The sequence below is a fragment of the Flavobacterium sp. 83 genome, from assembly GCF_000744835.1.
In the GTDB taxonomy this organism is placed as follows: domain Bacteria; phylum Bacteroidota; class Bacteroidia; order Flavobacteriales; family Flavobacteriaceae; genus Flavobacterium.
Map to the genome: position 1 here is coordinate 1,923,449 of NZ_JQMS01000001.1, position 25,413 is coordinate 1,948,861.

Here is a 25,413-nt window from a genome sequence, read left to right on the forward strand (position 1 = left end):
TTCACAAAATATGGTTGATACTTTCCTTTCACCATTAGATTCTATAAATAAAAAAAGACAAAATACGGTTGTAATTTCTGAAGCGGCATTAGCTTCAGGAATTTTGGTTGGATTAAACCAGCTTTGGTATGCTGATTATCCTAAGTCTGATTTTCATTTTATAAATGATAATTCCGAATGGCTTCAAATGGATAAACTGGGGCATTCTTTTTCTTCGTATCATTTAGGCAGGTTTGGTGCCGAAATGTTGCAATGGAGTGGTGCCAGTAAAAAGAACCAATTAATTTATGGTTCAGGTTTAGGATTTGCTTTTTTGACGGCTGTTGAGGTTATGGATGGATATTCATCTGAATGGGGTGCTTCATCAGGGGACATAATCGCAAATGCTTCTGGAACGGCTTTATATGTTTCACAAGAATTAATTTGGAAAGAACAACGTATAACTCCCAAATTTTCTTTCCATACCACACAATATGCAACTCAAAGACCAGAGGTTTTAGGGAGTTCATTTACGGAACAAATTCTAAAAGATTATAACGGGCAAACTTATTGGCTTTCGGTCAATTTATATTCTTTTTCCAAAGGCTCTAAAATACCAAAATGGTTGAACCTTGCATTGGGTTATGGAGCCGAAGGAATGATTACCGGAAATAGAGAAAATAATGGGCTTTTTTTGACCCAAAATCCGCAAAGATTGCGACAGTTTTACCTCAGTTTTGACGTCGATTTGACTAAGATTAATACCAAATCACACTTTTTAAAGACACTTTTTTCAGTTTTAAATACAGTTAAAATACCGGCTCCAACGATTGAAATGGCGCACTTCAACGATGTTAAATTACACTTTATCTATTTTTAGTAAACTTTAACTTGTTGATTATCAGTATAATTATTTTTTACGTATATTTGCACGTAGAAATTTCTTAACGGGACAGCGTTTTGAAGAAAAACAATTTATGATAAAGAAATGGTATTTTTATACAGGTTTGACAATTATTATTGCCTTTTTAAGCTCGGGTTTTAAGCCCTTTAATTTAGACACCAACACTTGGTTTCTAGTTCACGAAGAAGATGGATCACACTACTTATTTCCATCAGAAAAACAAGAAGATTACACCAATTCGAATATCCCTTTTACTGGAAATTTCTTTATTGGATTCAAAGAAGCAATCGGATACAGAGAATCTGAAAGTAAATACAAAAAAATTAATTCGCTCGGATATTTAGGTAAATACCAGTTTGGTATTGAAACACTAAAGACAATTGGTATCCACAATCGTTCTGCTTTTTTGAATAGTCCTGAAATGCAAGAAAAAGCTTTTATAGCTCTTTTGGCAAAAAATAAATGGGAATTAAAAAGAGAAATCGAAAAATATGAGGGCACAATAATGAACGGAATTCAAATAACGGAATCCGGAATATTAGCTGCTGCGCATCTTGGAGGTGCAGGCTCTGTAAAAAAATACTTGAGAAATAAAGGTAAAAGATATTTTCGGGATGCATACGGTACTTCAATACGAAGCTACATGAAAGCTTTTGGAGGGTATGATACTTCGTTTATTGTTGCAGATAGTAATGCTAATATAAAGAACATATAAATTTTTCGGAATTAAAATAAAGCGGCTGCCAAAAATATTTTGGCAGCCGCTTCGGTTATGTTCTAAACGAGATTATTTTATTTTTGTAATTTCTCCATCGGGACGAACGATTAATTTCACGATTTCTTTGTCTTTTTTAATTTTGATGTTATATTGTTTTTTAACAACATCTCCTTCCTTTTGTGTATAAAGAAATTGATCGTTTACAATGGACCATCCAGGGTAGGTTCTGTAAACAGAATAGATTACTTCACTAGGAAGTTTTATGTTTTTGTATTCTTCAACTACACGTACTAATTTGCCTTTGTCATTATAGGTTGCAGTCAAAGTTCCTTTTTTGGTACTCATAACCAAAAGATATTCTTCAGATCCTTCATAGTCTTTTCCTAAGTCATAGGCAATGAATTTTTCTTCGATTGTTCTAACGCTTTGATCGGGATTATTGTCAGGAAGATACACGGAGAAATCTTTTCCTACTCTTTTAATTACAACCGGCGGTAATTCTATAACTTTTATCTTTCCTTGCTCAGCATCTTTTTTCTGATCTTGTGAATAAGATGGTAGACATAAACCTAAAAACAACAAAATAATAATTAATGATTTCATGATATTTGGTTTTAAATTAATATTAAATAAGTTAAATTTTAATGAACTATAAAAATCTGATTCTTATTGTATTATTGTAGCTTTTTGATTTTTAATTAGCTATTTATCAATATATTAAGTATTGTTATTGTTTTGAGGGGTGCTTTATATGTTGTATTATTTTTAGTAAATTTAACATATTTATGAAGTCTTTTAAGTTAATTTTTTCTGTATGCTGTGTTAAAAAAATCACTTTAAAAAGATTTTTTTTAGTAGGAATAGGTACTTGTAATTTGGATTTAAAAAAGCAAAAAAAAACACCAACCTTTCGATTGATGTTTTATAATTAGAATTTGCTTACTCGAAACTTTCTATTAAAATTTCTAAAATTTTAATAGCTGCTTCACTAATTTTTGTGCCAGGTCCAAATACGGCAACTGCACCAGCATCGAACAAAAATTGGTAATCTTGTGCAGGAATTACTCCGCCTACGACCACCATAATATCTTCCCGTCCATATTTTTTAAGTTCAGAAATTACTTGTGGTACAAGCGTTTTGTGACCAGCAGCAAGAGAAGAAACACCCAGTATATGAACATCATTTTCTACAGCTTGTTTAGCAGCTTCAGCTGGTGTTTGAAAAAGTGGGCCAATATCAACATCAAAACCTACATCAGCATAACCCGTTGCGACCACTTTTGCACCGCGATCATGCCCGTCTTGTCCCATTTTGGCAATCATTATCCGAGGGCGGCGGCCTTCTTTTTTAGCAAATTCATCTGCTAGTTGTTTTGCTTTTTCAAAACTTTTGTCGTCTTTTATTTCTTTACTATACACACCGCTAAAGGATTTAATTTGTGCTTTGTATCTTCCAAAAATTGTTTCCAGTGCATCGCTAATCTCTCCTAATGTAGTTCTGTTTCTGGCGGCTTCAACAGCAATTTCTAATAAATTGCCTTCTCCTGTTTGAGCACAAAGGATTAATTTTTTTAGAGAGTTTTGTACTTTTTCAGTATCTCGAGTTGCTTTTATTCGGTCTAATTGTTCTAGTTGTTGCTTACGAACCATTTGATTATCCACGTCCAAAATCTGCAAAGGATCTTCTTTTTCTAATCGATATTGATTAACGCCTACAATAATATCCTGACCGCTGTCAATTCTGGCTTGCTTTCTGGCTGCCGCTTCCTCTATCCTAAGTTTTGGAATTCCGGATTCAATAGCTTTGGTCATTCCGCCCAGTTCTTCTACTTCTTCAATAAGTTTCCATGCATTTTCGGCTATTTCATTCGTTAAACTTTCTACGTAATAACTACCGGCCCATGGATCGACCGTTTTAGTAATTTTAGTTTCTTCTTGTAAATAAAGTTGCGTATTTCTGGCAATTCTTGCCGAGAAATCTGTAGGTAAAGCTATTGCTTCATCTAATGCATTGGTATGTAAAGATTGCGTTCCTCCAAAAGCGGCGGCTGCAGCTTCAATACAAGTTCGAGCTACATTGTTGAAAGGATCCTGTTCCGTTAAACTCCAACCTGAAGTTTGACAATGCGTTCGTAAGGCTAATGATTTATCGTCTTTTGGTTCAAATTGCTTTACCAATTTCGCCCAAATCATTCTTCCGGCGCGCATTTTGGCAATTTCCATGAAGTGATTCATTCCAATCGCCCAAAAAAATGATAAACGTGGAGCAAATTCATCAATTTTCATTCCGGTCGCCAATCCAGTTCTGATGTATTCCAATCCATCGGCTAGAGTGTAAGCCAATTCAATATCTGCAGTAGCTCCTGCTTCTTGCATGTGATATCCAGAAATAGAAATAGAGTTGAATTTCGGCATTTTTTTGCTGGTAAATTCAAAAATATCAGCAATGATTTTCATCGAAGGAGTTGGCGGATAAATATAGGTGTTACGCACCATGAACTCTTTCAGAATGTCATTTTGTATTGTTCCTGAAAGGAATTCAGGTTTTACGCCTTGTTCTTCAGCTGCTACAATATAGAAAGCCATAATAGGTAAAACAGCACCATTCATAGTCATCGAAACGGACATTTCGTCTAGTGGAATTTGGTCAAATAATACTTTCATATCTTCCACAGAATCAATTGCAACTCCCGCTTTTCCAACATCGCCTACTACGCGTTCGTGATCAGAATCATATCCTCGATGTGTAGGTAAATCAAAAGCTATTGAAAGTCCCTTTTGACCTGCAGCAAGATTTCTTCTATAAAAAGCATTGCTCTCTTCTGCAGTCGAAAATCCTGCATATTGACGCACTGTCCAAGGTCGGCGCACGTACATCGTAGCGTATGGTCCGCGTAAATTCGGTGCAAAACCAGCTCCAAAATCAAGATGAGAAAGATGCTCGATATCTTGTTCTGAATACGTTGGTTTTAATTCAATTCCTTCGGCTGTGAGAAATGCTTCAGCCAAAGTATTTTCATTCTCCACTTTCAACGTTGTGCTTTCTAATTTTATATGTTGTAAATCTTTTCTTTTCATTTGTTTAGTACCAAATTACACGAATGCGGATGAATTTTTAATTTTGATTAGTCGAAATTGTTGAATGTTATTCAAGATCCAATCGCTCTTGCTCTATTTTTTCGGCCAGACGTTTTTCGATTATTGGTGTAATCAATGTTTTTCTTGGTTTGACTTTTACAAAAGGAAATAGTTCTAAATCATGTTTCATCTTATCCTGTTTGTTGGGATGCTTGTTTGTTCCTAATAAAATTTCTTTTCCGCTATCAAATAAAGCTTGTTGTGTATCTGCGCTTTCCTGAATTTTTCTTTTAATGGTTCCGTCATTAAGTTGTTTCAGAAAACTACCATTAGACTCCATATCCTTGAATAAAGCCAATGCTTTTTCAGCTAATTGATTGGTAAGATTTTCTATATAATAACTGCCGTCAGCCGGATTATTGACTTTGTCAAAATAACTTTCGTTTTTGAGAATCAACAATTGATTTCTCGCGATTCGGTCTCCAAATTCATTGTCTTTATGATACAATGCATCGTAAGGTAAATTAGCAATGGCATCGGCTCCGCCAATAATTGCACTCATACATTCGGTTGTGGTACGCAACATATTTACATTATAATCGTATAATGTTTTGTTTCGTTTGGTTGGCGAAACGATGATGTTACAATTCAGGTTGTGATTGTATTCTTTGGCAATTAAATTAAAAAGTAATCGCAAAGCGCGCAGTTTTGCTATTTCAAAAAAGTAATTTGTCCCAACAGCAACTTCGAAAACGATTGGTTGTTTTATAGATTCAATTCGGTTGAAATATTCATTGGCATGTCCTAAACTATAGGCAATTTGCTGTACCATGTTGGCACCTGCATTTTGATATAAAGCAGTATTAATACTTATTAAAGATACAGATGTCGTTGCTGCCGAAAGTAAATTTAGCGTTTCAAAATTACTTTTTTCTGTGGTTACAAACCAGTTTCCATCTTTGGCTAATTGCCCAATTGGGTCCAGATTACAGAAAATTTGCACATTGTTTTTCTTGGCAAATGCATCAATTTTCTTAACGAAATCGATTGAGATAAAATTCAAATAAAAGTATACAGTAATTTTTTCTAAAGGTAGTTTCTCTAATAGTTTTGTGATGTCAATCGATTCATTTTCTATTGTAAAACGAAGGCTGTCTGCACCACGTTTTAAAGAATCTAATGCTCTCTCGATTGATTTATCAAAATCATAGACAAATATGTTTTGACAAATTTTAAATTGAGTTGCTTTTGTAATAACTGGAAAAGCTTTCTTGAATTCATCTTTGTGGTAAAATGGTTTTACCTGAATGTCTTCGGGGGAGTTCCAAACTAAGGTTTCATTATAATCAGCTCCATTGAGTTCAAATTGAATTTTTTGTTTCCATTGTTTGGAAGAAATGGGATTGAAATCATCGAAAAGGTTTGTAGCCATTTTGTTTGTTGATTATTTTATGGTTTTGAATAATTAAAATCTTTAATTATTTATTTTTTTTCAATCGTATCGCCTTCGAATTCAATGATATAAATATCTTCACTATCTTTTTTCATATAGTATTTTTCGCGGGCGTATTTTTCTATTTGTTCCGAATTCTTTAGTTCTTTGATATTCTCTTGGTCTTTTTTTATTTCGTCTTGGTAATACTTTTTATTGTCTTCCAGTTCTTCAATTTGCTTGTCCAAAAATCGGTGGTCGAAATAGGAGTAGTTATCCAGAAATATCATCCAAGTAGCAAAAAACAACAAGACCCAAACGTATTTGTTACTCAAAAATTTAAACCAAGATTTGTTTTTATATGGATTTTTCATTTTTGTTTTTTTAGCCCCGATTATAGTGAAAATCCTTTTTATTTTTTTTTGACAAAAATAAAAAGATTGTAACGGAAAGCGGGAAATAGCTCCTAATAATTAATTTAAACTAAATTATAGTATTTTTTGATTTATTACCGCCCGGACTACGTCAATGGCTACGGTATTGTATTTGTCATTTGGTATAATGATGTCCGCAAATGCTTTTGTAGGCTCTATAAACTGCTCATGCATTGGTTTTAATGTTGTTTGGTATCGATTGATCACTTCGTGCATATCGCGACCACGTTCTGCAATATCGCGTCTCATACGACGGATTAATCGTTCGTCAGAATCAGCATGAACATATATTTTTACATCAAATAAATCTCTTAATTCTGGATTTGCCAAAATTAAAATACCTTCCACAATCATCACTTTTCTGGGATGTGTAAAAACGGTATCGTCAGTTCTGTTGTGCGTTACAAAGGAATAAACGGGTTGATTGATATTATTTCCTGCTTTTAATTCTTTAAGATGGGTGACTAATAATTCAAAATCAATAGCCCGCGGATGGTCAAAATTAATGAGTGCTCTTTCGTCAAATGAAAGTCCGTGGTTTTCTTTGTAATAGGAATCTTGCGAAATGATACCTACTTCTGTTTCTGGTAATTCATTCATAATCTGATGAACTACGGTTGTTTTACCGCTTCCCGTTCCTCCTGCAATTCCTATAATGAGCATAAAAGATATGTTGTTTATTTATCAAAGCAAAAATAGGAATTTAATTGCGATGGTTTTTGTTTTTTGAGGAAATGTTGCTAATTTAATATATTTATGGGGTGTTATTAATTAGCAATTTTTTCTATCTTTAGTTTTCTAAAAACAGAAGCATTTTGTATTCACAAATCAATAGAAATATTAGTCGGTACGTAACTTTTCAACAAGAAGAAATGGAAATTTTTAGTTCTTTATTAGAATATAAAAAAGTCCCTAAAAAAACGGTGTTGCTTCATGAAGGTGAGATGTGCAACTTTGAAGCTTTTGTTATCAAGGGTTGTGTGAGGAAATATTATATTGATGCCACTGGTTTTGAAGTGATTCTTCAATTTGCCATTGAAAATGCTTGGATAAGCGATATTTCGTTTAGTATTTATGAAGATAAGCCGAGTCGCGTGTTTATAGAGACATTAGAAGATTGTGAGTTCTTTATGTTTAATCCTGAAACAAAAGAAGTTTTATTTGCCAAAGCGCCCAAGTTTGAAAGAGCGTTCCGAATATTGATGCAGCGTAATCTTGCGGTTACTCAAGACCGCTTATTCAATACCATTTCTAAAACGGCTACTGAGAAATATTTAGAATTTCTTGAACATTATCCTTCGCTTTCACAGCGTGTTGCTCAGCATTACATTGCTTCCTATCTTGGTATTTCTGCTGAGTTCTTAAGTAAAGTAAGAACCAAAATCGCAAAACAGTAAATTATAGTCTTTTTTCATTTCTTGTCCTAGTTCAATGCTTGTGCTTTTTTTTTGGTGCAATTTTGTACCATAGAATTAAAGAACAAAATAATGGAAAATACAGATATAATAAAAGATGGAGTAATTACTCATTCAGTTTTACACAAAGCTAATACTCGTGGTCATGCCAATCATGGCTGGTTAGAATCCTATCATACATTTAGCTTTGCGAATTACCATAATTCAGAGCGCACGAACTTTGGTCTTTTGCGAGTTTTGAATGACGACAGAGTCAGTCAAGGAATGGGTTTTGGGAAACATCCACATGATAATATGGAAATTATTTCAATTCCGCTTGAAGGGGATTTAGAGCACCAAGACAGCATGGGAAATATCACCGTCATCAAAGAAGGAGATATCCAGGTTATGAGTGCAGGAACAGGAATTTTTCATAGCGAATACAATAAAAATAAAGACCAATTGGTCAAATTTTTACAGATTTGGATTTATCCGAATAAAAAAAATGTAACCCCGCGTTATGATCAGGTGACTTTGGACTTGAAGGATCGCCACAATAAATTACAACAAATTTTATCTCCAAATCCAGAAGATGAGGGCGTTTGGATTCATCAGGATGCTTGGTTTCATATCGGGAAATTCGATAAGGATTTTTCAACTTCATATCAATTAAAAAAATCAGGAAACGGAATTTATGCTTTTGTTTTGAAAGGCGATTTCACTATAGGAAACATTGCTTTAAATGAGCGTGACGGATTAGGAATTTGGGATACAGATATGTTTTCAATAACTGCAAATTCTGTTGATGCGGAAATTCTTTTGATGGAAGTACCAATGAAAATGTAATCAGATAAATAAATAAAAGAAATAACTAATAATAAATAATACTACTATGTCAACAACAAAATGGGCAATAGACCCAACACATTCAGAAATTGGTTTTAAAGTAAAACACATGATGTTTACTACTATTTCAGGTAAATTTTCAAAATTTGACGCTTCAATTGAAGCAGAAGATACTGATTTTGAAAATGCAAAAATTGAATTTACCGGAGCAATTGATTCCATATCTACAGGAAATACTGATAGAGATACGCATTTATTAAGTCCTGACTTTTTTGATGCAGCGCAGTTTCCAGAAATCAAATTTGCAGCAATTTCATTTACCAAAGTTAATGAGGGTGAATATGAATTGGTAGGAGATTTAAGCATGCACGGTGTTACAAAATCAGTGAAGCTTCCCGCAGAATTTAGTGGATTAATGAAGGATCCATGGGGAAATACAAAATTAGCTTTTTCATTGGAAGGAAAAATCAATAGAAAGGATTGGGGGTTGAATTGGAATTCTGCTCTTGAAACTGGAGGAGTTTTAGTAGGTGAAGAGGTTCGATTGACTATTGAATTACAATTTATTCAATTGTAATTTTTACAAGAACTGAAATAGTAATCTTATTGGATTATAATCTTTGAGATTGTTGATTTATAAAAGTTGAATTATGGAAACCACTAATATTCTATATATAGGAAGACATATCGAAATTCTGGCAATTGTTGTTCGACTCATTAATTCTAATGAAGGTTGGAATGGAGTAGGTGCTATGAACGATGAAGAGGCAAAGGAAATTTTTCGTAAAAAAGAGTTTTCAATGGTATTATTGGGTTCCGGAATTCAGAAAGAAAGTGAAGCTGATTTGTGTTCTTTTTTCAAAAAACAGAATCCAAATATAATTGTCATACAGCATTATGGTGGAGGAAGTGGTTTGTTGAAAAGTGAAATTTTAGTAGCTTTGGAGAGTAATAAAAATTAAAAAATCTTTTTTTTTACCATTAAGAAATTAAGTTTTATTAAGTTCCATTTCTTAATTTTTCTTAATCTCTTAATGGTTTATTTCAAAAAAACTATTATTTGTTCTTCTTTGCTTTAATCATCATTTCTAATTGGTCCCAAAGTTCTTCGGGAATTGCTTCTAGAATATTAAATTGTCCGGCGCCTTTCAGCCATTCACCTCCATCAATTACGACAACTTCACCATTTACATAGGCAGAAAAATCAGAAACTAAATAAGCCGCTAAATTGGCTAATTCCTGATGATCTCCTACACGTTTTAAAGGTACTTTTTTGGCCATATCAAATTTTTCGGCTAAATCTCCAGGTAATAATCGGTCCCAAGCGCCTTTCGTTGGGAATGGTCCCGGAGCAATCGCATTAGAACGAATTCCGTATTTTGCCCATTCTACAGCAAGACTTCGCGTCATGGCCAAAACTCCAGCTTTTGCAGTAGCGCTTGGCACTACATAAGCAGAACCTGTCCAAGCGTAAGTTGTAACAATATTTAAGATGGTAGATGATTCCTGTTTAGTATCAATCCAGTGTTTTCCAAAAGCAAGGGTGCAGTTTTTTGTTCCTTTTAAAACAATATCAATTACAGTATCAAAGGCATTTGCGGATAATCGTTCGGTTGGTGAAATGAAATTTCCGGCAGCATTATTAAGTAAAACATCAACTTTACCAAAAGCTTTCAAAACTTCTTGTAACATGTTTTCAACTTCTTCGTAATGACGTACATCGCATTGAATAGGAAGACAGGTTCCGCCTGTTTCCGTTTCCAGTTCTGCAGCTGTATTTTTTAGTTTTTCTAAATCTCTGGATGTAATGGCAACTTGAGCTCCTAATTCTAAGAAATATTTAGTCATTGCTTTTCCTAAACCGCTTCCGCCACCGGTTACGACAATCACTTTGCCTTTTAGCGCATCGTCGCGTAACATTTTATCTGTATAACTCATATTTTGATATTTTTTTTATTGTAAATATAACAAAATTAAAATAGTATGCGTGCATAACAAAAAAAATAAAATCAATGCTTATAAATGGCACACAATCTTTTAGCGGCTTCTTCCAGCGTTGCATTGTCTTTGGCAAAACAAAAACGAATTAATTTCAAGTCTTTCCCATCGGCATAAAAAGTAGAAATAGGAATAGCGGCCACGCCATGTTCAACGATTAGGCGTTTACAAAAATCAACATCATTTTCATTTGAAATAGCAGCATAGGAAACAACCTGAAAATAAGTTCCTTCGCAAGGCATGAGTTTGAAACGACTGTCTTTTAATAATTGTCTAAAATAATCTCGTTTTTCCTGATAGAATTTCCCAATTTCATCTACAGAAACTAAGTCTAAATAGTCACTAATAGCTACTTGACATATACTATTTACACTGAAAACTAAAAACTGATGCACTTTTTTGATTTCCTTCATTAAGTATTCAGGAGCTACTAAATAGCCTACTTTCCATCCGGTAACATGGAACGATTTTCCAAAAGAGGAAATCATCACGCAACGATTGAGCAGTTTTTTTCGAGTATGAGCAGAAATATGTTTTTCTTCGAAAGTGATGTATTCGTAGACTTCATCCGATAGAACTAAAATGTCAGGATATTTTTCCAATAGGATTTCCAATGATTCAAAATCAGCTTTCATTAAAATTTTACCTGTTGGATTATGAGGATTGTTAATGATAATCATTTTCGTTTTGGACGTACAGGCTTTTTCTATGTTTTCCCAATTTGGAGTGTAGTCATCGTTTAAAGACACTCGAACCGGATTTGCGGCGCAAAGTAAAACGGGTGCTTCATAACAATCGTAACTTGGATCTAAAATAAGAACTTCATCATTAGTTTTTACTAATGCCAGTATTGTAGTAAAAATAGCTTGAGTAGCTCCAGCGGTTACTAATAGTTCTGTATCAGCTTGAAGGATTCTATTGTATGATTTTTTGACAAGTGTTGCTATTTTTGATAATAGTGGTGGATAACCTGACATTGGGGTGTATTGATGTACATTTTCTTTAGCAAGTTTGGCAACAATGGTTGTTAATTTTTCATCAACAGGAAAATTTGGAAAGCCTTGAGAAAGGTTGATGGCGTTGTGTTCAGAAGCCATTTTAGACATTACTGTAAAAATACTGGTGCTGATATGTGGAAGTTTACTCATAAAATAATTTCATTTATTACTTGATAAATATAACTGGTTTAATCATGATTTCTTTTTTTTAAGATTAAATTTTAAAAAATAAATAATTGTTTAAGACCCCAAAAAAAAAGCTATCAGAATGATAGCCTTTAATTTATTTAGTGTTTTTTGATTACATTCCTTTAACAATATCGCCATTCGCATTAACAACTAATTTGCGGACTTCGGTATCTTTTTTTATTCTTAGATTATATTCTTTTTTAAGAATATCACCTTCTTTTTGAGAATATAAATATTTATCGTTTACAATTTGCCATCCGGGGAAAGCTTTGTAAACAGAGTAAATGACACTATTCGGCAGTTTTACGTTTTTGTAGTTTTCAACAACCCGTGTCAATTTTCCATTTTCATTATAGGTTGCATTCAATGATCCATTTTTGGTTTCCATAATTACTAAATAGTTTTCGTATCCTTCATAATCTTTACCTAAATCATAGGCAATAAATTTCTCTTCGAGCGCTCTTACATCTTTATCAGGATTTTTATCGGGTAGATATACTGAGAAATCTTTTCCAGCACTTTTAATTACAACTCCCGGTAATTCTTCGGCTTTAATATTTCCATCCATATCTTGCGAATATGATGTAATGGTCATGCTTAAAAAAAGCAAGACAATAACAAATGATTTCATGATATTTAGTTTTTAAATTATACTTAAGTAAAGTTAAATACATGATCAAAATAAAATCATTAAGGTTTATGATTTTCTTCCCCTTTTTGTTTTTTAGATTATTATTTAAATCTCTGTAATACAAAACATTGAAGGTTTTTTTGTTCTGAATTTAAAAATATAAAACTGGTAGTGGGTAGTATAAAATTAAGTTTATTTTTGAAATTTTACAGTTAATTTTTCTATAAATAACATTAATATAAAGGCTAATTGAAGCGTAGTTTTTAGCAGGAAAAATTACTTGAAATTATGATTGAAATTTCGTTTTTAATGTTGAAAATATTTTTTTGCGAAAGCAATGGATTTTAAAAATCTGAAAATCATTAAAAATGGGAATTATTAAATTATTTCTTTTAGAGATTAAGAAGTAATTTTTAAAAAAAGAATTGTTTAATTTTTTGTTTGAAATATATTTTATTAGAATCAAAATTAAACATGAAAAATATTACATTTTATGAATAATAAAAATAGTAGGACGGTTGTGTAAATCCACTTGTGTTTTTTTCCAATCAGAACCTCGCATGGTTTTTATATATTCAGTTGGTAAAGTAATATCTGTAGCAATACAAAGATAAGTAGCAGGGTTTATAGCCTGCAAAATATCTTCTAGCATTTTATTATTTCTATACGGCGTTTCTATGAAAATTTGAGATTGGTTTTTGTCTTGGGATAGTTTTTCCAAGTTTTTCAAAGCTGTTTTCTTTTCGCCTTTTTCAATGGGTAAATACCCATTAAAGGTAAAACTTTGTCCATTCATTCCAGATGCCATCATTGCCAAAAGAATAGAAGACGGTCCTACTAGCGGAACAACTTGTATTCCTTTTTCATGAGCCAGTTTTACAATTACGGCACCAGGATCAGCAACACCAGGGCAACCTGCTTCGCTCATCAATCCCACATTTTTTCCTTCTAATAAAGGTTTGATGAAATCTAAATGCTCTTTAGTTTCAGTATGCTTGTTTAAAACAAAAAGTTTTAGCTCTGATTGTTTCTTTTCAGGGCTAACTCCTTTAATCGATTTTCGAGCTGTTTTTTCGTTTTCAACAATATAGTACTCAATAAAATCAATACTTCTTTTGATGGTTTGTGGTAAAACATCCATAGGATCGCAATCTCCCATAGTGGTTGGGATTAGATAAAGTTTTCCTAAAAGAGAGTTTGGTTTCATTGGTGTGATTTTATGTTTCTAAAATAATCTTTTTTAATGAGGGCTTCTTTTTTACACGTTCATGTTTCTTTAAGAACTAAAAAAATACATAAAAGATTATTGGTGTTTTTCTATAAGTTTTTTAGCAATTACTTCGCAAACTTCATCTAACATATTGTAAACGATTTCAAATCCATTTGGCAAACCAAAATACGGATCAGGTACATCTACATTTTCATTTGGAAATAGATGATTTAAAATGAGATTTACTTTGTCTTTTTGATCTTGATTTTGGGCAAGTTCAATCACATTACTGTAATTTGAGTTGTCCATAACATAAATATAATCGAAGGTATCAAAATCATTTGAGCTGAATTGACGTCCTTTTTGATTTGAAATATTTATTTTATATTTTTTTGCAACAGCAATGGAACGCTCATCTGGGGAATGACCAATATGCCATGAACCAGTTCCTGCTGAGTCGACTGTGAATTTATTTTTTGGAAGTTTTGATGCTAATATACCTTCGGCCAAGGGAGAACGACAAATATTTCCTAGACAAACCATTAAAATTTTTATGGACATGATGCTTTTTATAGCGTTAATTTTTTATTGATATCTTCAACAAATTTCTTGAATTGTTTGTCAGTAGCAACAAGATTATCAACGGTTTTGCAAGCGTGTAATACTGTAGCGTGATCTCTATCTCCAATTTGTGAACCTATGTTCGCCAAAGATGCTTTTGTGAATTTTTTTGCAAAAAACATAGCTAATTGCCTTGCTTGTACAACATGCCTCTTTCTAGTTTTTGATTGTAATGTTTCTAAATCCAATTGGAAATAATCGGAAACAATTTTTTGAATGTAATCGATAGAAATTTCTCTTTTTACATTTTTAACAAATTTTTCAACAACACTTTTAGCAAGTTCTAGTGTAACTTCTTTTTTATTAAAGGATGATTGTGCAATCAGGGAGATAATAGCTCCTTCTAATTCTCGTACATTCGATTTGATGTTTCTGGCAACATATTCAATTATTTCTTCAGGTATTTCGACACCATCTCTATACAATATGTTTTTAAGGATAGAAATTCTGGTTTCATAATCCGGTTGGTGCAATTCAGCCGACAATCCCCATTTGAAACGAGATAATAAACGTTGTTCAATATCTTGCATGTCAACAGGTGCCTTATCTGATGTTAAGATTACTTGTTTGCCATTTTGATGTAAATAATTAAAAATATGGAAAAACACATCTTGAGTTCCTGATTTTCCAGAAAGGAATTGAACATCATCAATAATCAAAACATCAATTAATTGATAGAAGTGTATGAAATCATTTCTGTTATTTTTCTTTACCGAGTCGATGTATTGTTGTGTGAAAATTTCAGCAGAGATGTATAAGACTGTTTTTTCAGGATATTTGTCTTTTATTTCCACACCTATAGCATGTGCTAAGTGTGTTTTTCCAAGACCAACTCCTCCAAAAATTAACAATGGATTGAAGGAAGTTCCTCCAGGTTTATTAGCAACAGCCATACCTGCAGAACGAGCCAATCTATTAGAATCACCTTCAAGGAAATTATCAAAACTATAATTTGCATTAAGTTGAGATTCGATTTTTAAATTCCGAATTCCTGGGATTACAAATGGATTTTTTAATTCCGGGTTTAAGTTTTTAAATGGCGCATCAACTTCTTGCGGTTTCATGGGTACTCTATTCGCACTTGGTAACTGCTCCGTAAACGGTTGTTTATTGCCATAAGTGTTTTCCATTCTAATTTTATAGAGTAACTTTGCGTTTTTTCCAAGTTCTTTCGTAAGCGCTACTTTTAATAATTTCACATAGTGTTCTTCTAGCCATTCGTAGAAAAATTTACTTGGAACTTGAATATATAATGCGTTATCGGTAAGTTCAACTGATTTGATTGGTTCGAACCAAGTTTTGTAAGCTTGATCCTGAATGTTGTCTTTTATAAAAGACAAACAGTTTTCCCATACTGATTGAGCAGTTTTGTTCATATATTCTGTTAAATTATTTTTATTGGTAATTATTATCTTACTAAAAAAAGTATGATTTTTTATTCTTTTTCGGGGTAACAAATATGTGAACAATTTTTTGTAAAAAAAAATATATTGCACAATGATTTTATAAATTATTGTCGTAAGGAGCTTTTTAAATTTAAATTTTTAATACATAATTAATGAAAGATCATCAAATTCAAGTTCGTGTACGCTACTCAGAAACAGATCAAATGGGAGTGGTTTATCATGGGAATTATGTTCCCTATTTTGAGATAGGAAGGGTGGAATGGCTTAGAAACAAAGGGATTTCGTATAAAATTATGGAAGAAAGTGGTATTGCCTTACCGATTGTTTCCATGAATATAAATTATAAAAAATCAGCTCATTATGATGAGTTGCTTACCGTTCATACAACGTTTAAAAGTCAGAGTTCTGTGAAGATTGAATTTGATTGTGCTATTTATAATGAGTCTGATGAGTTATTAACAACTGCCCAATTTATTTTGGTTTTTCTGTCCTTAAAAACGGGTCGTCCAACTGCTCCTCCAGATTATATTTTAGAATTGTTAAAAACTATAGAATAAATTTAAAAAAAAAATAATTTCTAACAAAAATTAGAGTTTTTTTATGTCGATTTCAAACATCGTATTAAAAATGTCGAATATCATTTCGGCATTTTTTTTTCGGGTTTTTATCTCTATTTTGCCTATTGGAAGTCCGGAATCTTCGTTTACGTCCATTTCTTGAGTTACGATTTCTAATTTTTTCTCTTTAATTACACGCATCACTTTGTTCATGTTTTTATAATCAAATGTGATTGAATAATGAATATTTATGGTTTTTTCGATTATCTCACAAGTTTCAAGAACCATTTGAGCTGTGGTCTTATAAGCAGTAATTAATCCACCAACGCCAAGTTTAACGCCTCCAAAAATCCTAACCACTACAATTAGTATATTCGTGACAGAAAATGACTGAATTTGTCCGTAAATAGGTGTACCTGCACTGTTGCTGGGTTCTCCATCATCATTAGCTCTATACGTTATGGTATCAGTGCCTATTTGATAAGCATAGCAAAAATGTCCGGCATTAGGATGTTGTTTTCGTAAAATTTCTATTAGTGGTTTTACTTCGTTCTCAGATTGAATGGGATAGGCATAGCCAAAGAATTTACTGTTTTTTTCTTTGAATAATACTTCTGTAACGGGAAAGTCAATAGTGTTGTAAGTGTCTTTAAATTCCAAAAGAGAGTATTCTAAATTATTTTTTTATCAAATAAATGAACTACATCTTCTTTTCCAACTTGTAGATTCCATACTTGGAAACCTAATGCAAGAGCTGCATCAGTATTTTCTTTTTTATCGTCAATGAATAAAGTGCGCTTAGGAGCTAAGTCATGTTTGTTTACCAAATAATTGAAAATTTCAGGATTGGGTTTTCTCATTTCTACTTCAAATGAAAAATAAACTTTCTCAAAACATTGATAAAAATCACTGTAAAATGAAATTCCGTTTTTTTGCTCGAAAGTTTCTATATGAATCGAATCTGTATTTGATAATAAAAAAAGGCGGTATTTTTTGGAAAGCATTTGAAGAAATTCCAATCGGTATAATGGGAAATCAAGAAGAATAGCATTCCACGCATCTAAAATTTCATTTATAGAAGCATTTGGTACATGTTTTTGAATGCCAAAAAGAAAATCCTCTCGTGAAATTTGACCTGTCTCAAACTGAGTATTTAAATGGTCTAAATCTTCATTCCATTCTGATAGGCCTAATTTTTGTAAGGCATCCATTGTGGCTTGTTTATCTAAATTGATAAATATGTCCCCAAAATCAAATATAATAGTATTAATCATGGTTTCTAGAAATTATAAGGTCATCATTGGCAATCGTATATTTTTCGAACGGTTTTTTATCTAGTATTGGGGCTTTTATTCCTGCAGTAAATGCTACATTTCCAATAAATATTTTTGCTTCGTCCCAAAGATTTTTATCAATAAAAGTCTGTAGGGTTTGTTTGCCTCCTTCAATAATAACTGATTGAATTTGGTGATTGTAAAGCACTTCTATTATTTGGACAGCAATATTTTGATTAAAATCGATTACTTCAAAGATAGTGTTTTCTTTTTTAATTGTTGTTTTCGATTTTGAAAATACGATAGTCTTAGACTCATTGTTAAATATATGACTGTCCTCTGGAATGCGATTGTTTTGATCTAAAATCAATCGGATTGGGTTGTTTCCATACCAATCCCGCGCGTTTAGTTTAGGATTGTCATCTATAACGGTTTGCGTTCCCACTAAAATTGCTTGCTCTTCGGTTCGCCATTTGTGTACTAATTGTCGGGAATAAACAGTGGTAATCCAAACTGGTTTTTTTTCATCTTTTTCTAAAGGCGCAATAAAACCATCCTGACTTTCGGCCCATTTCAAAATGATGTACGGTCTTTTCTTTTCGTGAAAAGTAAAAAACCGTTTGTTCAGTTCATGACATTCTGTTTCAAGGATACCTACTGTAACCTTTGTTCCTGCTTCAATAAGTTTTTTAATTCCGTTTCCAGCCACTTTTATATTTGGATCAACGGTACCAATAACCACATTTGGAATTTTGTTTTTGATTATTAAATCGCAGCAAGGTGGTGTTTTTCCAAAATGACTACAAGGCTCTAAACTCACATAAATAGTCGCTTTTGTTAATAACGATTTATCTTTTACAGAATTCACCGCATTTACTTCGGCATGTGGTTCTCCAGCTTTTTTATGCCAGCCTTCACCAATGATTTTATCTTCATAAACAATCACACTGCCTACCATAGGATTAGGGTAGGTGGTGCCTAAACCATTTTTGGCTAACTCGATGCACCGTTTTATATATTTTTCATGTATTTTCACATTACAAAAGTAGTAATTTTTGAGTTTAGCCTAGAATCTTCGGGATTAGTTTTGAAACTTTCGAAAATAACAATAAACAATTTCTACTTTTGTATGTAAAATTAGAATCGAGTGAAAATGGAAGACTACAGTATTAGAAAAATAAAAAAAGAAGACAATCAAGCGGTTGCACAATTGATACGAGCGGTTTTTGATGAATTGAACATTCCAAAGGTAGGAACGGCCTATGAAGATCCTTATTTGGATTTAATGTTTGAAGAGTACAATAAGCCTAAATCTGTTTATTATGTAGTTGAAAAAGAGGGGAGAATCATTGGTTCTGCCGGAGTAGCGCCACTTGAAAATGAAGCGGAAACTATTTGTGAATTGCAAAAAATGTACTTTCTTCCAGAAACACGAGGTCTTGGAATTGGCAGTAAAATGATGGCGCTATGTCTGCAAAGTGCAAAGGATTTTGGTTTCGAAAAATGTTACTTGGAAACAATGCCATTTATGCTTGATGCCCAGAAGTTATATAAAAAAGTAGGTTTCGAATACATTTGTTCCCCAATGGGAAGTACCGGTCATACTAGTTGCCCCGTTTGGATGCTGAAAGAATTATAAGTTTGAATTGATAGCATTATTCATTAAGAACCGATTTCTACTAAAATGAAAATAAAAGAATACAGGACCCAATTTATTGACGCGCTTACTCCAATTTACGATCCTGGAGAAGCCGAGAGTTTTTTCTATTTGATTCTTGAAGAAAAAAAACAACTGAAAAGAATTGACTTAGCGTTGCATCTTGATTTGGTTTTTTCAGATGAAGAAATTTTGATTTGGAATTCTATTTTAGAACAATTGCTAAAGGAAATACCAGTTCAATATCTATTAGGGAAAACGAGTTTTTATGGATTGGATTTTGAAGTCAATGAAAACGTTTTGATTCCAAGACCGGAAACCGAAGAATTAGTTGAATGGGTTTTATCTAATAATCTAATAATCCAAAAGTCTAAAAATCTAAAGATTTTAGATATTGGAACAGGAAGTGGCTGCATCGCAATTTCATTGGCTAAAAATCTTCAAAATGCACAGGTTTTTGCTATTGATGTTTCCGAAAAAGCATTGGTCACAGCCCAAAAAAATGCCAAAATTAATGCCGTAAAAGTTACTTTTATCAATCAAAACATTCTTGAAACGGAAGATTTAAGGCAACAATTTGATATTATCGTTTCGAATCCTCCTTATGTTCGAAATCTGGAAAAAGAGGAAATTAAGAAAAATGTTTTGGACAATGAACCGCATATGGCTCTTTTTGTCGAAGATAATGATGCTTTGATTTTTTATAAAAAAATAGCCGAATTGGCTCAAAAAAATCTATCCGAAGACGGACAGTTGTATTTTGAAATCAATCAATATTTAGGAAAAGAAATGATCGATTTGCTCGAAAAAATGAATTTCAAAAATATTGAATTGCGCAAAGATATTTACGGAAATGACAGAATGATGAAAGCAGATTTAAGCCTTTAAACTTCTAAAATCAAAAATCGTTAATCAATATTCTAAAATCAAAAAAAACTTCGTTTTTTTAGCTGCTAACTATTCATATCGCAACGCCTCAATTGGGTCTAGCATTGCAGCTTTTACCGCCGGATATAGACCGGAAACAATTGCCACTATAAAACTGGTTATAAATGCCGCCATAATAGCGCCCCACGGAATGACAAAATCAAAACTCATTGCGGTTGCGATACCAAAACCAATCAGGATTCCAAAAATTATTCCTACCAATCCACCTAATTGTCCAATAAGTAATGTTTCTATAAAAAACTGAAAAGCAATTGTAGTCTTTTTGGCGCCCAATGCTTTTCGAACCCCTATTTCCCGGGTACGTTCCGTCACCGAGACAATCATGATATTCATCAAAGCAATAGAAGATCCAAGAACAGTAATAATGCCAATAAGCCAGGAAGCAAGTCCAAGGTATTTAGTTATTCCAAGGATTCTGTTGATAAGATCATCACTGCGGACAACACCAAAATTATTATCTTTTATAGGGCTTAATTTGCGTACCCGGCGCATCGTGCTGGTAGCATTATCAATAGCTTGGTCCAGCAATTCTTTTTTGGAAACCATGATACTCATGGTGTAATTGATATTTGGTGCGGTAAATAAGGAACGAGCGACTTGTATTGGGATTAAAACCCGTAAATCCTGATTATTTCCAAAAGTAGACCCTTTTTCTTTTAGGACTCCTATAACTCTGAATCGGGCACCACGAATCGAAATTACTTTGTCAATTGGATTCACATCTTTTAGTAATCCTTTTTCAAAATCAGAACCTACGATACACACATACGCATTGTTATCGATGTCAAAACCGGTGAAATTACGTCCTGCGCTGGTTTCTAAACCGGAATTGGTCATGAAATGTTCATCAACACCTACAATTGAATTTTCAGGGTCGGTTTTAATAGCTCCGTATTTAACTTCCGCTACCGATGTGGCCTTAAAAGAAAGGGAAGTTTCAGTAAAAGGATATTTATATTTGTTTTTGAAAGCGACAGCTTCCGGATAAGAAATAATGGGATTTATTATTTCACGTTCTTCTCCGCCACGGTTTCGTACTTCGTTTTCGTATTGATTAATATTAAAAGTATTCGCTCCCATCGAAGCAAAATCAGTTGAAATCGTGTTTTCTAAAGCTGAAACCACAGTTAAAATCCCCACCAAAGCAGTTATTCCAATCGCAATAATCAGTACAGTGAGTATAGTTCGCAGCAATTGTGTTCTAATAGAACCAAAGGCAATTCGGACATTTTCTTTGAATAATTTTAGCATCATACGAGTTTGACACGAAAATACAAATTTTGTTACAAATTTTCTTTTCAAAAAATCTAATTTATTTTTTGGAGCTATTTACTTCGTTAGTTCGCTTCGCTCGTATCCACCTTTTCGCTATAATCAGTTCGTGAAAACAATATTATTTTTCACTTCCAGATTTTCGCTGTAATCTGGGCTAGTCATCTTGTAATAAAATGCAAAAATTTGTAAACAGATTTATTTTAAAAATAAGATATTTGCAAAGAATTAGAATCTGGAGTTTTTCAACAATTCCTAAATCTGAAAATATAAAAATACAATAATCAAAAAATGGCATCAAAACCGAGCATTCCAAAAGGGACTAGAGATTTCTCACCAACTGAGGTGGCAAAACGTCAATATATCATTCAGATTATAAAAAGTAATTTCGAAAAATTTGGTTTCCAACCAATAGAAACACCTTCATTCGAAAACTCCGAAACCTTAATGGGTAAATACGGTGAAGAAGGAGATCGATTGATTTTTAAAATATTAAATTCCGGGGATTATTTGGCTAAAGCCAATGCTGCTCATTTAGAAAATAAAGATAGTACTAAATTAACGTCAAGTATTTCCGAAAAAGCCTTGCGTTATGACTTAACCGTTCCGTTTGCTCGTTATGTAGTACAACATCAAAACGAAATTGAATTTCCATTCAAAAGATACCAAATCCAACCCGTATGGAGAGCTGACCGTCCACAAAAAGGACGTTTCAGAGAGTTTTTTCAATGTGATGCTGATGTGGTGGGTTCTAAATCCTTGTGGCAGGAAGTAGAATTGGTCCAGTTATACGACACTGTTTTTACCAGTTTGGGTTTAGAAGGAGTTACAATCAAAATCAATAACAGAAAAATTTTATCTGGAATTGCAGAAGTAATCGGTGCGTCAGATAAATTAATAGATTTTACAGTAGCGTTAGACAAACTGGACAAAATAGGAGAGGACGGTGTAAAAAAAGAAATGATGGAGAAAGGCATTTCTGAAGAAGCCATTGAAAAAGTACAGCCGCTATTTAATTTCACTGGGTCTATTTCAGAGAAAATAAATCAATTATCGGTTTTGCTTTCGGAATCCAGTGAAGGAATAAAAGGAGTTGAAGAGTTGCGTTTTATTTGTGACAACGTGATGAAATTGGGATTGAATACTTCTATTTTAGATTTAGATGTGACTTTAGCAAGAGGATTAAACTATTATACAGGTGCGATTTTTGAAGTGGCTCCGCCAAAATCAGTCGCCATGGGGTCTATTGGTGGTGGAGGAAGATACGATGATTTGACTGGGATTTTTGGACTCAAAAATATGAGTGGTGTGGGTATCTCTTTTGGATTAGACCGAATTTATTTAGTTATCGAAGAATTGAATTTATTTCCTGAAACCGTAACAGCAACTTCCAAAGCGTTGTTTATTAATTATGGTGATATCGAGGCATTTTATGGTTTACAAGCCATAAAAAAATTAAGAACTTCCGGTATAAAAGTAGAATTATATCCAGATAATGCAAAGGTAGCTAAGCAGTTTCAATATGCAGATAAGCGAGGAATTCCTTTTGCGGTAATTGTGGGCGAGCAAGAAATGGAATCTAATTCTTTTTCGCTTAAAAATTTAGTGACAGGAGAGCAGGTTTTGCTGGATTTTGAAGGATTGAAAAAGGCACTTTTATAAGTGATGTTAAAACATAAAAAAAGCTTCGTTTTATAAAACGAAGCTTTTTTTAATATAGGGTAATATGAATTAATAATTTTTTAGTGGGCAACCTTTTATGTTTTCTTCAAAGAAACATTAACAAATTTATGGAATCATTATCGATATAGTCTTAAAATTATATTAAAATTTCAGTGTGATGCATTAAAATTATTTTGCTGAAATGAATTAAAAACAAAAGAGCATTACAATAGTGAGGTGACAATTTGACATTTTATAAGATTTGGCAGTACTTTTGCAATCCAAAGAAAAGAATAAAAAATGAAGTTTAAGAATTTTTTTAAAAACACAAGTAATATGACTACTGAAAATACAGAAATCGATCAAGAAATAGATGACGTAACATTAGAACAGAATGCGAATGGTGAGCAGCTTATTATTGAAGAATTAGGTGTTGAAGAGCAATTAACTCAAGACTTAGCCAAAGAAAAAGATAAGTATTTACGATTATTTGCTGAATTTGAAAATTACAAACGAAGAACTTCTAAAGAGCGTATCGAGTTGTTTAAAACAGCTAATCAAGAAGTTTTACTTGCTATGTTGCCTGTTTTAGATGATTTTGACAGAGCTATTGTGGAAATAAGCAAATCTGAAGATGAACTACTATTAAAAGGAGTAGAACTTATTCATGAGAAATTAAAAAACACATTAGTTTCTAAAGGATTAGAACAAGTTGAGGTTAAAGCTGGAGATGCTTTTGATGCAGATTTTGCTGAAGCAATAACTCAAATTCCTGCGCCGTCAGACAAAATGAAAGGTAAAATTGTCGATGTTCTTGAAAAAGGATATAAATTGGGAGATAAGATTATTCGTTTTCCAAAAGTTGTTATAGGGCAGTAGTACAGACTCAGTTTATCAGGTCTTTACATCACGCGTAGAGGAGCGCTGTAGTGCGACTCAACAAAAGAAAAATAAAAATGAAAAAAGATTTTTACGAAATATTAGGCATTTCAAAGAATGCTGATGCTGCCGAAATTAAAAAAGGCTATAGAAAACAAGCAATAGCGCATCATCCTGACAAAAATCCTGGAGACAAATCGGCAGAAGAAAAATTTAAATTAGCAGCCGAAGCATACGAAATACTAAGTGATCCCCAGAAAAAGGCTAAATATGATCAATACGGTCATCAAGCATTTGATGGTTCAGGAGGTTTTGGCGGAGGAGGTCACGGCGGAATGAATATGGATGACATATTCAGTCAGTTTGGTGATATTTTCGGAGGTGGTTTTGGTGGATTCGGAGGCGGTGGAGGCGGCGGAGTTCGTCGTGCTAAAGGAAGCAACCTTCGTATCAAAGTAAAATTGACATTGGAAGAAATTGCCAATGGTGTAGAGAAAAAAGTAAAAGTAAAACGCAAGGTTCAAGCACCGGGAGTTAGCTATAAAACGTGTTCTACCTGTAATGGTCAAGGACAGGTAATGCGCGTTACTAATACAATTTTGGGTAGAATGCAATCAGCTTCTACATGCCCTACTTGTAATGGTTCAGGTCAAATTTTAGATAAAAAACCAGCAAATGCGGATTCTCAAGGAATGATTCTTGAAGATGAAACAGTTTCAATAAAAATACCTGCAGGTGTAGTTGACGGAATGCAATTAAAAGTTTCCAATAAAGGGAATGATGCTCCTGGAAATAGTATTCCTGGCGATTTGATTGTTGCAATCGAGGAAATTGAGCATGAATTATTGAAACGTGAAGGGGAGAATTTGCACTATGACTTATACATTAGTTTTGCTGAAGCAGTTTTAGGAATTTCTAAAGATATCGAAGCCATAAACGGAAAAGTGAGAATTAAACTGGAAGAAGGAATTCAATCAGGGAAAATTCTGAGATTAAAAGGAAAAGGAATTCCGAGTTTAAACGGATATGGTAGTGGAGATTTACTTGTACATGTAAATGTCTGGACGCCAAAAACGCTGAGCAAAGACCAAAAACAATTTTTCGAAAAAAATCTTACGGATGAAAATTTTATTCCAAGTCCTGAAAAATCAGATAAATCATTTTTCGAGAAAGTAAAAGATATGTTTTCATAATAAAAAATATGTAGAGACACGATTTATCGCATCTAATCTGAAAAATATATTTCCCATCCTTGTTAAAATAAGGATGGGTTTTTTATGTAACAATTCTAAGTATTTCGGTACTAATTATTTACTTTTACACCAA

At 33.0% G+C, this 25,413-nt stretch carries 27 protein-coding genes; 12 read left to right on the top strand and 15 right to left on the bottom strand.

Going from position 1 to position 25,413, the window contains the following annotated elements:
• Positions 1-10 precede the first annotated feature (10 nt).
• On the top strand, positions 11-859 hold the full coding sequence (locus tag T410_RS08450) for a DUF2279 domain-containing protein (protein WP_081897821.1): 849 nt from the start codon (positions 11-13) through the stop codon (positions 857-859).
• 97 nt (positions 860-956) lie between these two features.
• Positions 957-1,598 carry a peptidoglycan-binding protein LysM gene (locus tag T410_RS08455; RefSeq protein ID WP_035670501.1) on the top strand — a complete coding sequence of 214 codons (642 nt, stop codon included), beginning with the start codon at positions 957-959 and terminating at the stop codon, positions 1,596-1,598.
• Positions 1,599-1,670: 72 nt separating this feature from the next.
• On the opposite strand, the gene T410_RS08460 is transcribed toward T410_RS08455, so the two are convergent.
• The 5 genes from T410_RS08460 to udk form a co-directional block, all read right to left on the bottom strand.
• Positions 1,671-2,204, bottom strand: a complete 534-nt coding sequence (locus T410_RS08460; protein ID WP_035670504.1) for a hypothetical protein — start codon at positions 2,202-2,204, stop codon at positions 1,671-1,673.
• 336 nt (positions 2,205-2,540) lie between these two features.
• Entirely contained in the window at positions 2,541-4,679 is a 2,139-nt protein-coding gene (scpA, locus tag T410_RS08465) for a methylmalonyl-CoA mutase (protein WP_035670506.1), read from the bottom strand.
• Between the two features lie 67 nt (positions 4,680-4,746).
• Positions 4,747-6,111, bottom strand: coding sequence for a methylmalonyl-CoA mutase subunit beta (locus T410_RS08470; RefSeq protein WP_035670509.1), 1,365 nt, complete (start codon positions 6,109-6,111; stop codon positions 4,747-4,749).
• 50 nt (positions 6,112-6,161) lie between these two features.
• A complete protein-coding gene (locus T410_RS08475; protein ID WP_035670512.1) occupies positions 6,162-6,485 on the bottom strand; it encodes a septum formation initiator family protein in 324 nt (107 codons plus the stop codon).
• 114 nt (positions 6,486-6,599) lie between these two features.
• On the bottom strand, positions 6,600-7,208 hold the full coding sequence (gene udk / locus T410_RS08480; protein WP_035670514.1) for a uridine kinase: 609 nt from the start codon (positions 7,206-7,208) through the stop codon (positions 6,600-6,602).
• A gap of 152 nt (positions 7,209-7,360) precedes the next feature.
• Between udk and T410_RS08485 the strand changes: the two genes are divergently transcribed.
• The 4 genes from T410_RS08485 to T410_RS08500 all read left to right on the top strand — a co-directional run bounded on the left by T410_RS08485 (position 7,361) and on the right by T410_RS08500 (position 9,747).
• Positions 7,361-7,942 carry a Crp/Fnr family transcriptional regulator gene (locus T410_RS08485; protein ID WP_035670517.1) on the top strand — a complete coding sequence of 194 codons (582 nt, stop codon included), beginning with the start codon at positions 7,361-7,363 and terminating at the stop codon, positions 7,940-7,942.
• Between the two features lie 90 nt (positions 7,943-8,032).
• Positions 8,033-8,785, top strand: a complete 753-nt coding sequence (locus T410_RS08490) for a pirin family protein (protein WP_081897822.1) — start codon at positions 8,033-8,035, stop codon at positions 8,783-8,785.
• Positions 8,786-8,831: 46 nt separating this feature from the next.
• Positions 8,832-9,362: a YceI family protein gene (locus T410_RS08495; protein WP_035670520.1), complete on the top strand. Its 531-nt coding sequence runs from the start codon at positions 8,832-8,834 to the stop codon at positions 9,360-9,362.
• 73 nt (positions 9,363-9,435) lie between these two features.
• The gene (locus T410_RS08500) at positions 9,436-9,747 is read left to right on the top strand and encodes a hypothetical protein (RefSeq protein WP_035670523.1); all 312 of its coding nucleotides are present in this window, start codon (positions 9,436-9,438) and stop codon (positions 9,745-9,747) included.
• A 94-nt stretch (positions 9,748-9,841) separates the two neighbouring features.
• Here T410_RS08500 and T410_RS08505 read toward each other — a convergent pair whose 3' ends face one another.
• The 6 genes from T410_RS08505 to dnaA all read right to left on the bottom strand — a co-directional run bounded on the left by T410_RS08505 (position 9,842) and on the right by dnaA (position 15,808).
• Entirely contained in the window at positions 9,842-10,723 is an 882-nt protein-coding gene (locus T410_RS08505) for an SDR family oxidoreductase (protein WP_035670526.1), read from the bottom strand.
• Between the two features lie 71 nt (positions 10,724-10,794).
• The gene (locus T410_RS08510) at positions 10,795-11,931 is read right to left on the bottom strand and encodes a methionine aminotransferase (protein WP_035670529.1); all 1,137 of its coding nucleotides are present in this window, start codon (positions 11,929-11,931) and stop codon (positions 10,795-10,797) included.
• Between the two features lie 151 nt (positions 11,932-12,082).
• Positions 12,083-12,601 carry a hypothetical protein gene (locus T410_RS08515; protein WP_035670531.1) on the bottom strand — a complete coding sequence of 173 codons (519 nt, stop codon included), beginning with the start codon at positions 12,599-12,601 and terminating at the stop codon, positions 12,083-12,085.
• A gap of 484 nt (positions 12,602-13,085) precedes the next feature.
• On the bottom strand, positions 13,086-13,808 hold the full coding sequence (locus tag T410_RS08520; protein WP_035670533.1) for an SAM-dependent methyltransferase: 723 nt from the start codon (positions 13,806-13,808) through the stop codon (positions 13,086-13,088).
• Between the two features lie 96 nt (positions 13,809-13,904).
• The gene (locus T410_RS08525) at positions 13,905-14,372 is read right to left on the bottom strand and encodes a low molecular weight protein-tyrosine-phosphatase (RefSeq protein ID WP_035670534.1); all 468 of its coding nucleotides are present in this window, start codon (positions 14,370-14,372) and stop codon (positions 13,905-13,907) included.
• An 8-nt stretch (positions 14,373-14,380) separates the two neighbouring features.
• The gene (gene dnaA / locus T410_RS08530) at positions 14,381-15,808 is read right to left on the bottom strand and encodes a chromosomal replication initiator protein DnaA (protein WP_035674283.1); all 1,428 of its coding nucleotides are present in this window, start codon (positions 15,806-15,808) and stop codon (positions 14,381-14,383) included.
• 182 nt (positions 15,809-15,990) lie between these two features.
• Between dnaA and T410_RS08535 the strand changes: the two genes are divergently transcribed.
• Positions 15,991-16,395 (top strand): thioesterase family protein, encoded by a 405-nt coding sequence (locus T410_RS08535; protein WP_035670537.1) that lies wholly within the window; start codon positions 15,991-15,993, stop codon positions 16,393-16,395.
• Positions 16,396-16,425: 30 nt separating this feature from the next.
• Here T410_RS08535 and T410_RS08540 read toward each other — a convergent pair whose 3' ends face one another.
• From T410_RS08540 to ribD, 3 genes are read right to left on the bottom strand one after another with little or no spacing between them, the layout of a single operon-like run.
• On the bottom strand, positions 16,426-17,055 hold the full coding sequence (locus T410_RS08540; protein ID WP_035670540.1) for a YigZ family protein: 630 nt from the start codon (positions 17,053-17,055) through the stop codon (positions 16,426-16,428).
• 11 nt (positions 17,056-17,066) lie between these two features.
• Positions 17,067-17,669, bottom strand: a complete 603-nt coding sequence (locus T410_RS08545) for an HAD family phosphatase (RefSeq protein ID WP_035670543.1) — start codon at positions 17,667-17,669, stop codon at positions 17,067-17,069.
• Positions 17,662-18,705, bottom strand: coding sequence for a bifunctional diaminohydroxyphosphoribosylaminopyrimidine deaminase/5-amino-6-(5-phosphoribosylamino)uracil reductase RibD (gene ribD / locus T410_RS08550; protein ID WP_035670545.1), 1,044 nt, complete (start codon positions 18,703-18,705; stop codon positions 17,662-17,664). Before ribD ends, T410_RS08545 begins: the two co-directional genes overlap by 8 nt.
• Before the next feature lie 117 nt (positions 18,706-18,822).
• Here ribD and T410_RS08555 point away from each other — a divergent pair, with 117 nt between their 5' ends.
• Positions 18,823-19,308: a GNAT family N-acetyltransferase gene (locus T410_RS08555; protein ID WP_035670547.1), complete on the top strand. Its 486-nt coding sequence runs from the start codon at positions 18,823-18,825 to the stop codon at positions 19,306-19,308.
• Positions 19,309-19,353: 45 nt separating this feature from the next.
• A complete protein-coding gene (prmC, locus tag T410_RS08560; protein WP_035670549.1) occupies positions 19,354-20,214 on the top strand; it encodes a peptide chain release factor N(5)-glutamine methyltransferase in 861 nt (286 codons plus the stop codon).
• 69 nt (positions 20,215-20,283) lie between these two features.
• Here the strand turns inward: prmC and T410_RS08565 are convergent, their stop codons facing one another.
• A complete protein-coding gene (locus T410_RS08565; protein WP_035670551.1) occupies positions 20,284-21,528 on the bottom strand; it encodes an ABC transporter permease in 1,245 nt (414 codons plus the stop codon).
• Between the two features lie 309 nt (positions 21,529-21,837).
• On the opposite strand from T410_RS08565, the gene hisS reads away from it, so the two are divergent.
• The 3 genes from hisS (at position 21,838) to dnaJ (ending at position 25,280) form a co-directional block, all read left to right on the top strand.
• Positions 21,838-23,208, top strand: coding sequence for a histidine--tRNA ligase (gene hisS, locus T410_RS08570; RefSeq protein WP_035670553.1), 1,371 nt, complete (start codon positions 21,838-21,840; stop codon positions 23,206-23,208).
• 300 nt (positions 23,209-23,508) lie between these two features.
• Positions 23,509-24,087 carry a nucleotide exchange factor GrpE gene (locus T410_RS08575; RefSeq protein ID WP_035670557.1) on the top strand — a complete coding sequence of 193 codons (579 nt, stop codon included), beginning with the start codon at positions 23,509-23,511 and terminating at the stop codon, positions 24,085-24,087.
• A 77-nt stretch (positions 24,088-24,164) separates the two neighbouring features.
• A complete protein-coding gene (gene dnaJ / locus T410_RS08580) occupies positions 24,165-25,280 on the top strand; it encodes a molecular chaperone DnaJ (protein ID WP_035674284.1) in 1,116 nt (371 codons plus the stop codon).
• The last annotated feature ends 133 nt before the right edge of the window (positions 25,281-25,413 follow it).

Bases quoted from the DNA above. Each gene is read 5' to 3' on its own strand.
- T410_RS08450 (WP_081897821.1), top strand. From the start codon at position 11: ATGGTTGATACTTTCCTTTCACCATTAGATTCTATAAATAAAAAAAGA.
- T410_RS08455 (WP_035670501.1), top strand. From the start codon at position 957: ATGATAAAGAAATGGTATTTTTATACAGGTTTGACAATTATTATTGCC.
- T410_RS08460 (WP_035670504.1), bottom strand. From the start codon at position 2,204: ATGAAATCATTAATTATTATTTTGTTGTTTTTAGGTTTATGTCTACCA.
- scpA (WP_035670506.1), bottom strand. From the start codon at position 4,679: ATGAAAAGAAAAGATTTACAACATATAAAATTAGAAAGCACAACGTTG.
- T410_RS08470 (WP_035670509.1), bottom strand. From the start codon at position 6,111: ATGGCTACAAACCTTTTCGATGATTTCAATCCCATTTCTTCCAAACAA.
- T410_RS08475 (WP_035670512.1), bottom strand. From the start codon at position 6,485: ATGAAAAATCCATATAAAAACAAATCTTGGTTTAAATTTTTGAGTAAC.
- udk (WP_035670514.1), bottom strand. From the start codon at position 7,208: ATGCTCATTATAGGAATTGCAGGAGGAACGGGAAGCGGTAAAACAACC.
- T410_RS08490 (WP_081897822.1), top strand. From the start codon at position 8,033: ATGGAAAATACAGATATAATAAAAGATGGAGTAATTACTCATTCAGTT.
- T410_RS08495 (WP_035670520.1), top strand. From the start codon at position 8,832: ATGTCAACAACAAAATGGGCAATAGACCCAACACATTCAGAAATTGGT.
- T410_RS08500 (WP_035670523.1), top strand. From the start codon at position 9,436: ATGGAAACCACTAATATTCTATATATAGGAAGACATATCGAAATTCTG.
- T410_RS08505 (WP_035670526.1), bottom strand. From the start codon at position 10,723: ATGAGTTATACAGATAAAATGTTACGCGACGATGCGCTAAAAGGCAAA.
- T410_RS08510 (WP_035670529.1), bottom strand. From the start codon at position 11,931: ATGAGTAAACTTCCACATATCAGCACCAGTATTTTTACAGTAATGTCT.
- T410_RS08515 (WP_035670531.1), bottom strand. From the start codon at position 12,601: ATGAAATCATTTGTTATTGTCTTGCTTTTTTTAAGCATGACCATTACA.
- T410_RS08520 (WP_035670533.1), bottom strand. From the start codon at position 13,808: ATGAAACCAAACTCTCTTTTAGGAAAACTTTATCTAATCCCAACCACT.
- T410_RS08525 (WP_035670534.1), bottom strand. From the start codon at position 14,372: ATGTCCATAAAAATTTTAATGGTTTGTCTAGGAAATATTTGTCGTTCT.
- dnaA (WP_035674283.1), bottom strand. From the start codon at position 15,808: ATGAACAAAACTGCTCAATCAGTATGGGAAAACTGTTTGTCTTTTATA.
- T410_RS08535 (WP_035670537.1), top strand. From the start codon at position 15,991: ATGAAAGATCATCAAATTCAAGTTCGTGTACGCTACTCAGAAACAGAT.
- T410_RS08545 (WP_035670543.1), bottom strand. From the start codon at position 17,669: ATGATTAATACTATTATATTTGATTTTGGGGACATATTTATCAATTTA.
- T410_RS08555 (WP_035670547.1), top strand. From the start codon at position 18,823: ATGGAAGACTACAGTATTAGAAAAATAAAAAAAGAAGACAATCAAGCG.
- prmC (WP_035670549.1), top strand. From the start codon at position 19,354: ATGAAAATAAAAGAATACAGGACCCAATTTATTGACGCGCTTACTCCA.
- T410_RS08565 (WP_035670551.1), bottom strand. From the start codon at position 21,528: ATGATGCTAAAATTATTCAAAGAAAATGTCCGAATTGCCTTTGGTTCT.
- hisS (WP_035670553.1), top strand. From the start codon at position 21,838: ATGGCATCAAAACCGAGCATTCCAAAAGGGACTAGAGATTTCTCACCA.
- T410_RS08575 (WP_035670557.1), top strand. From the start codon at position 23,509: ATGAAGTTTAAGAATTTTTTTAAAAACACAAGTAATATGACTACTGAA.
- dnaJ (WP_035674284.1), top strand. From the start codon at position 24,165: ATGAAAAAAGATTTTTACGAAATATTAGGCATTTCAAAGAATGCTGAT.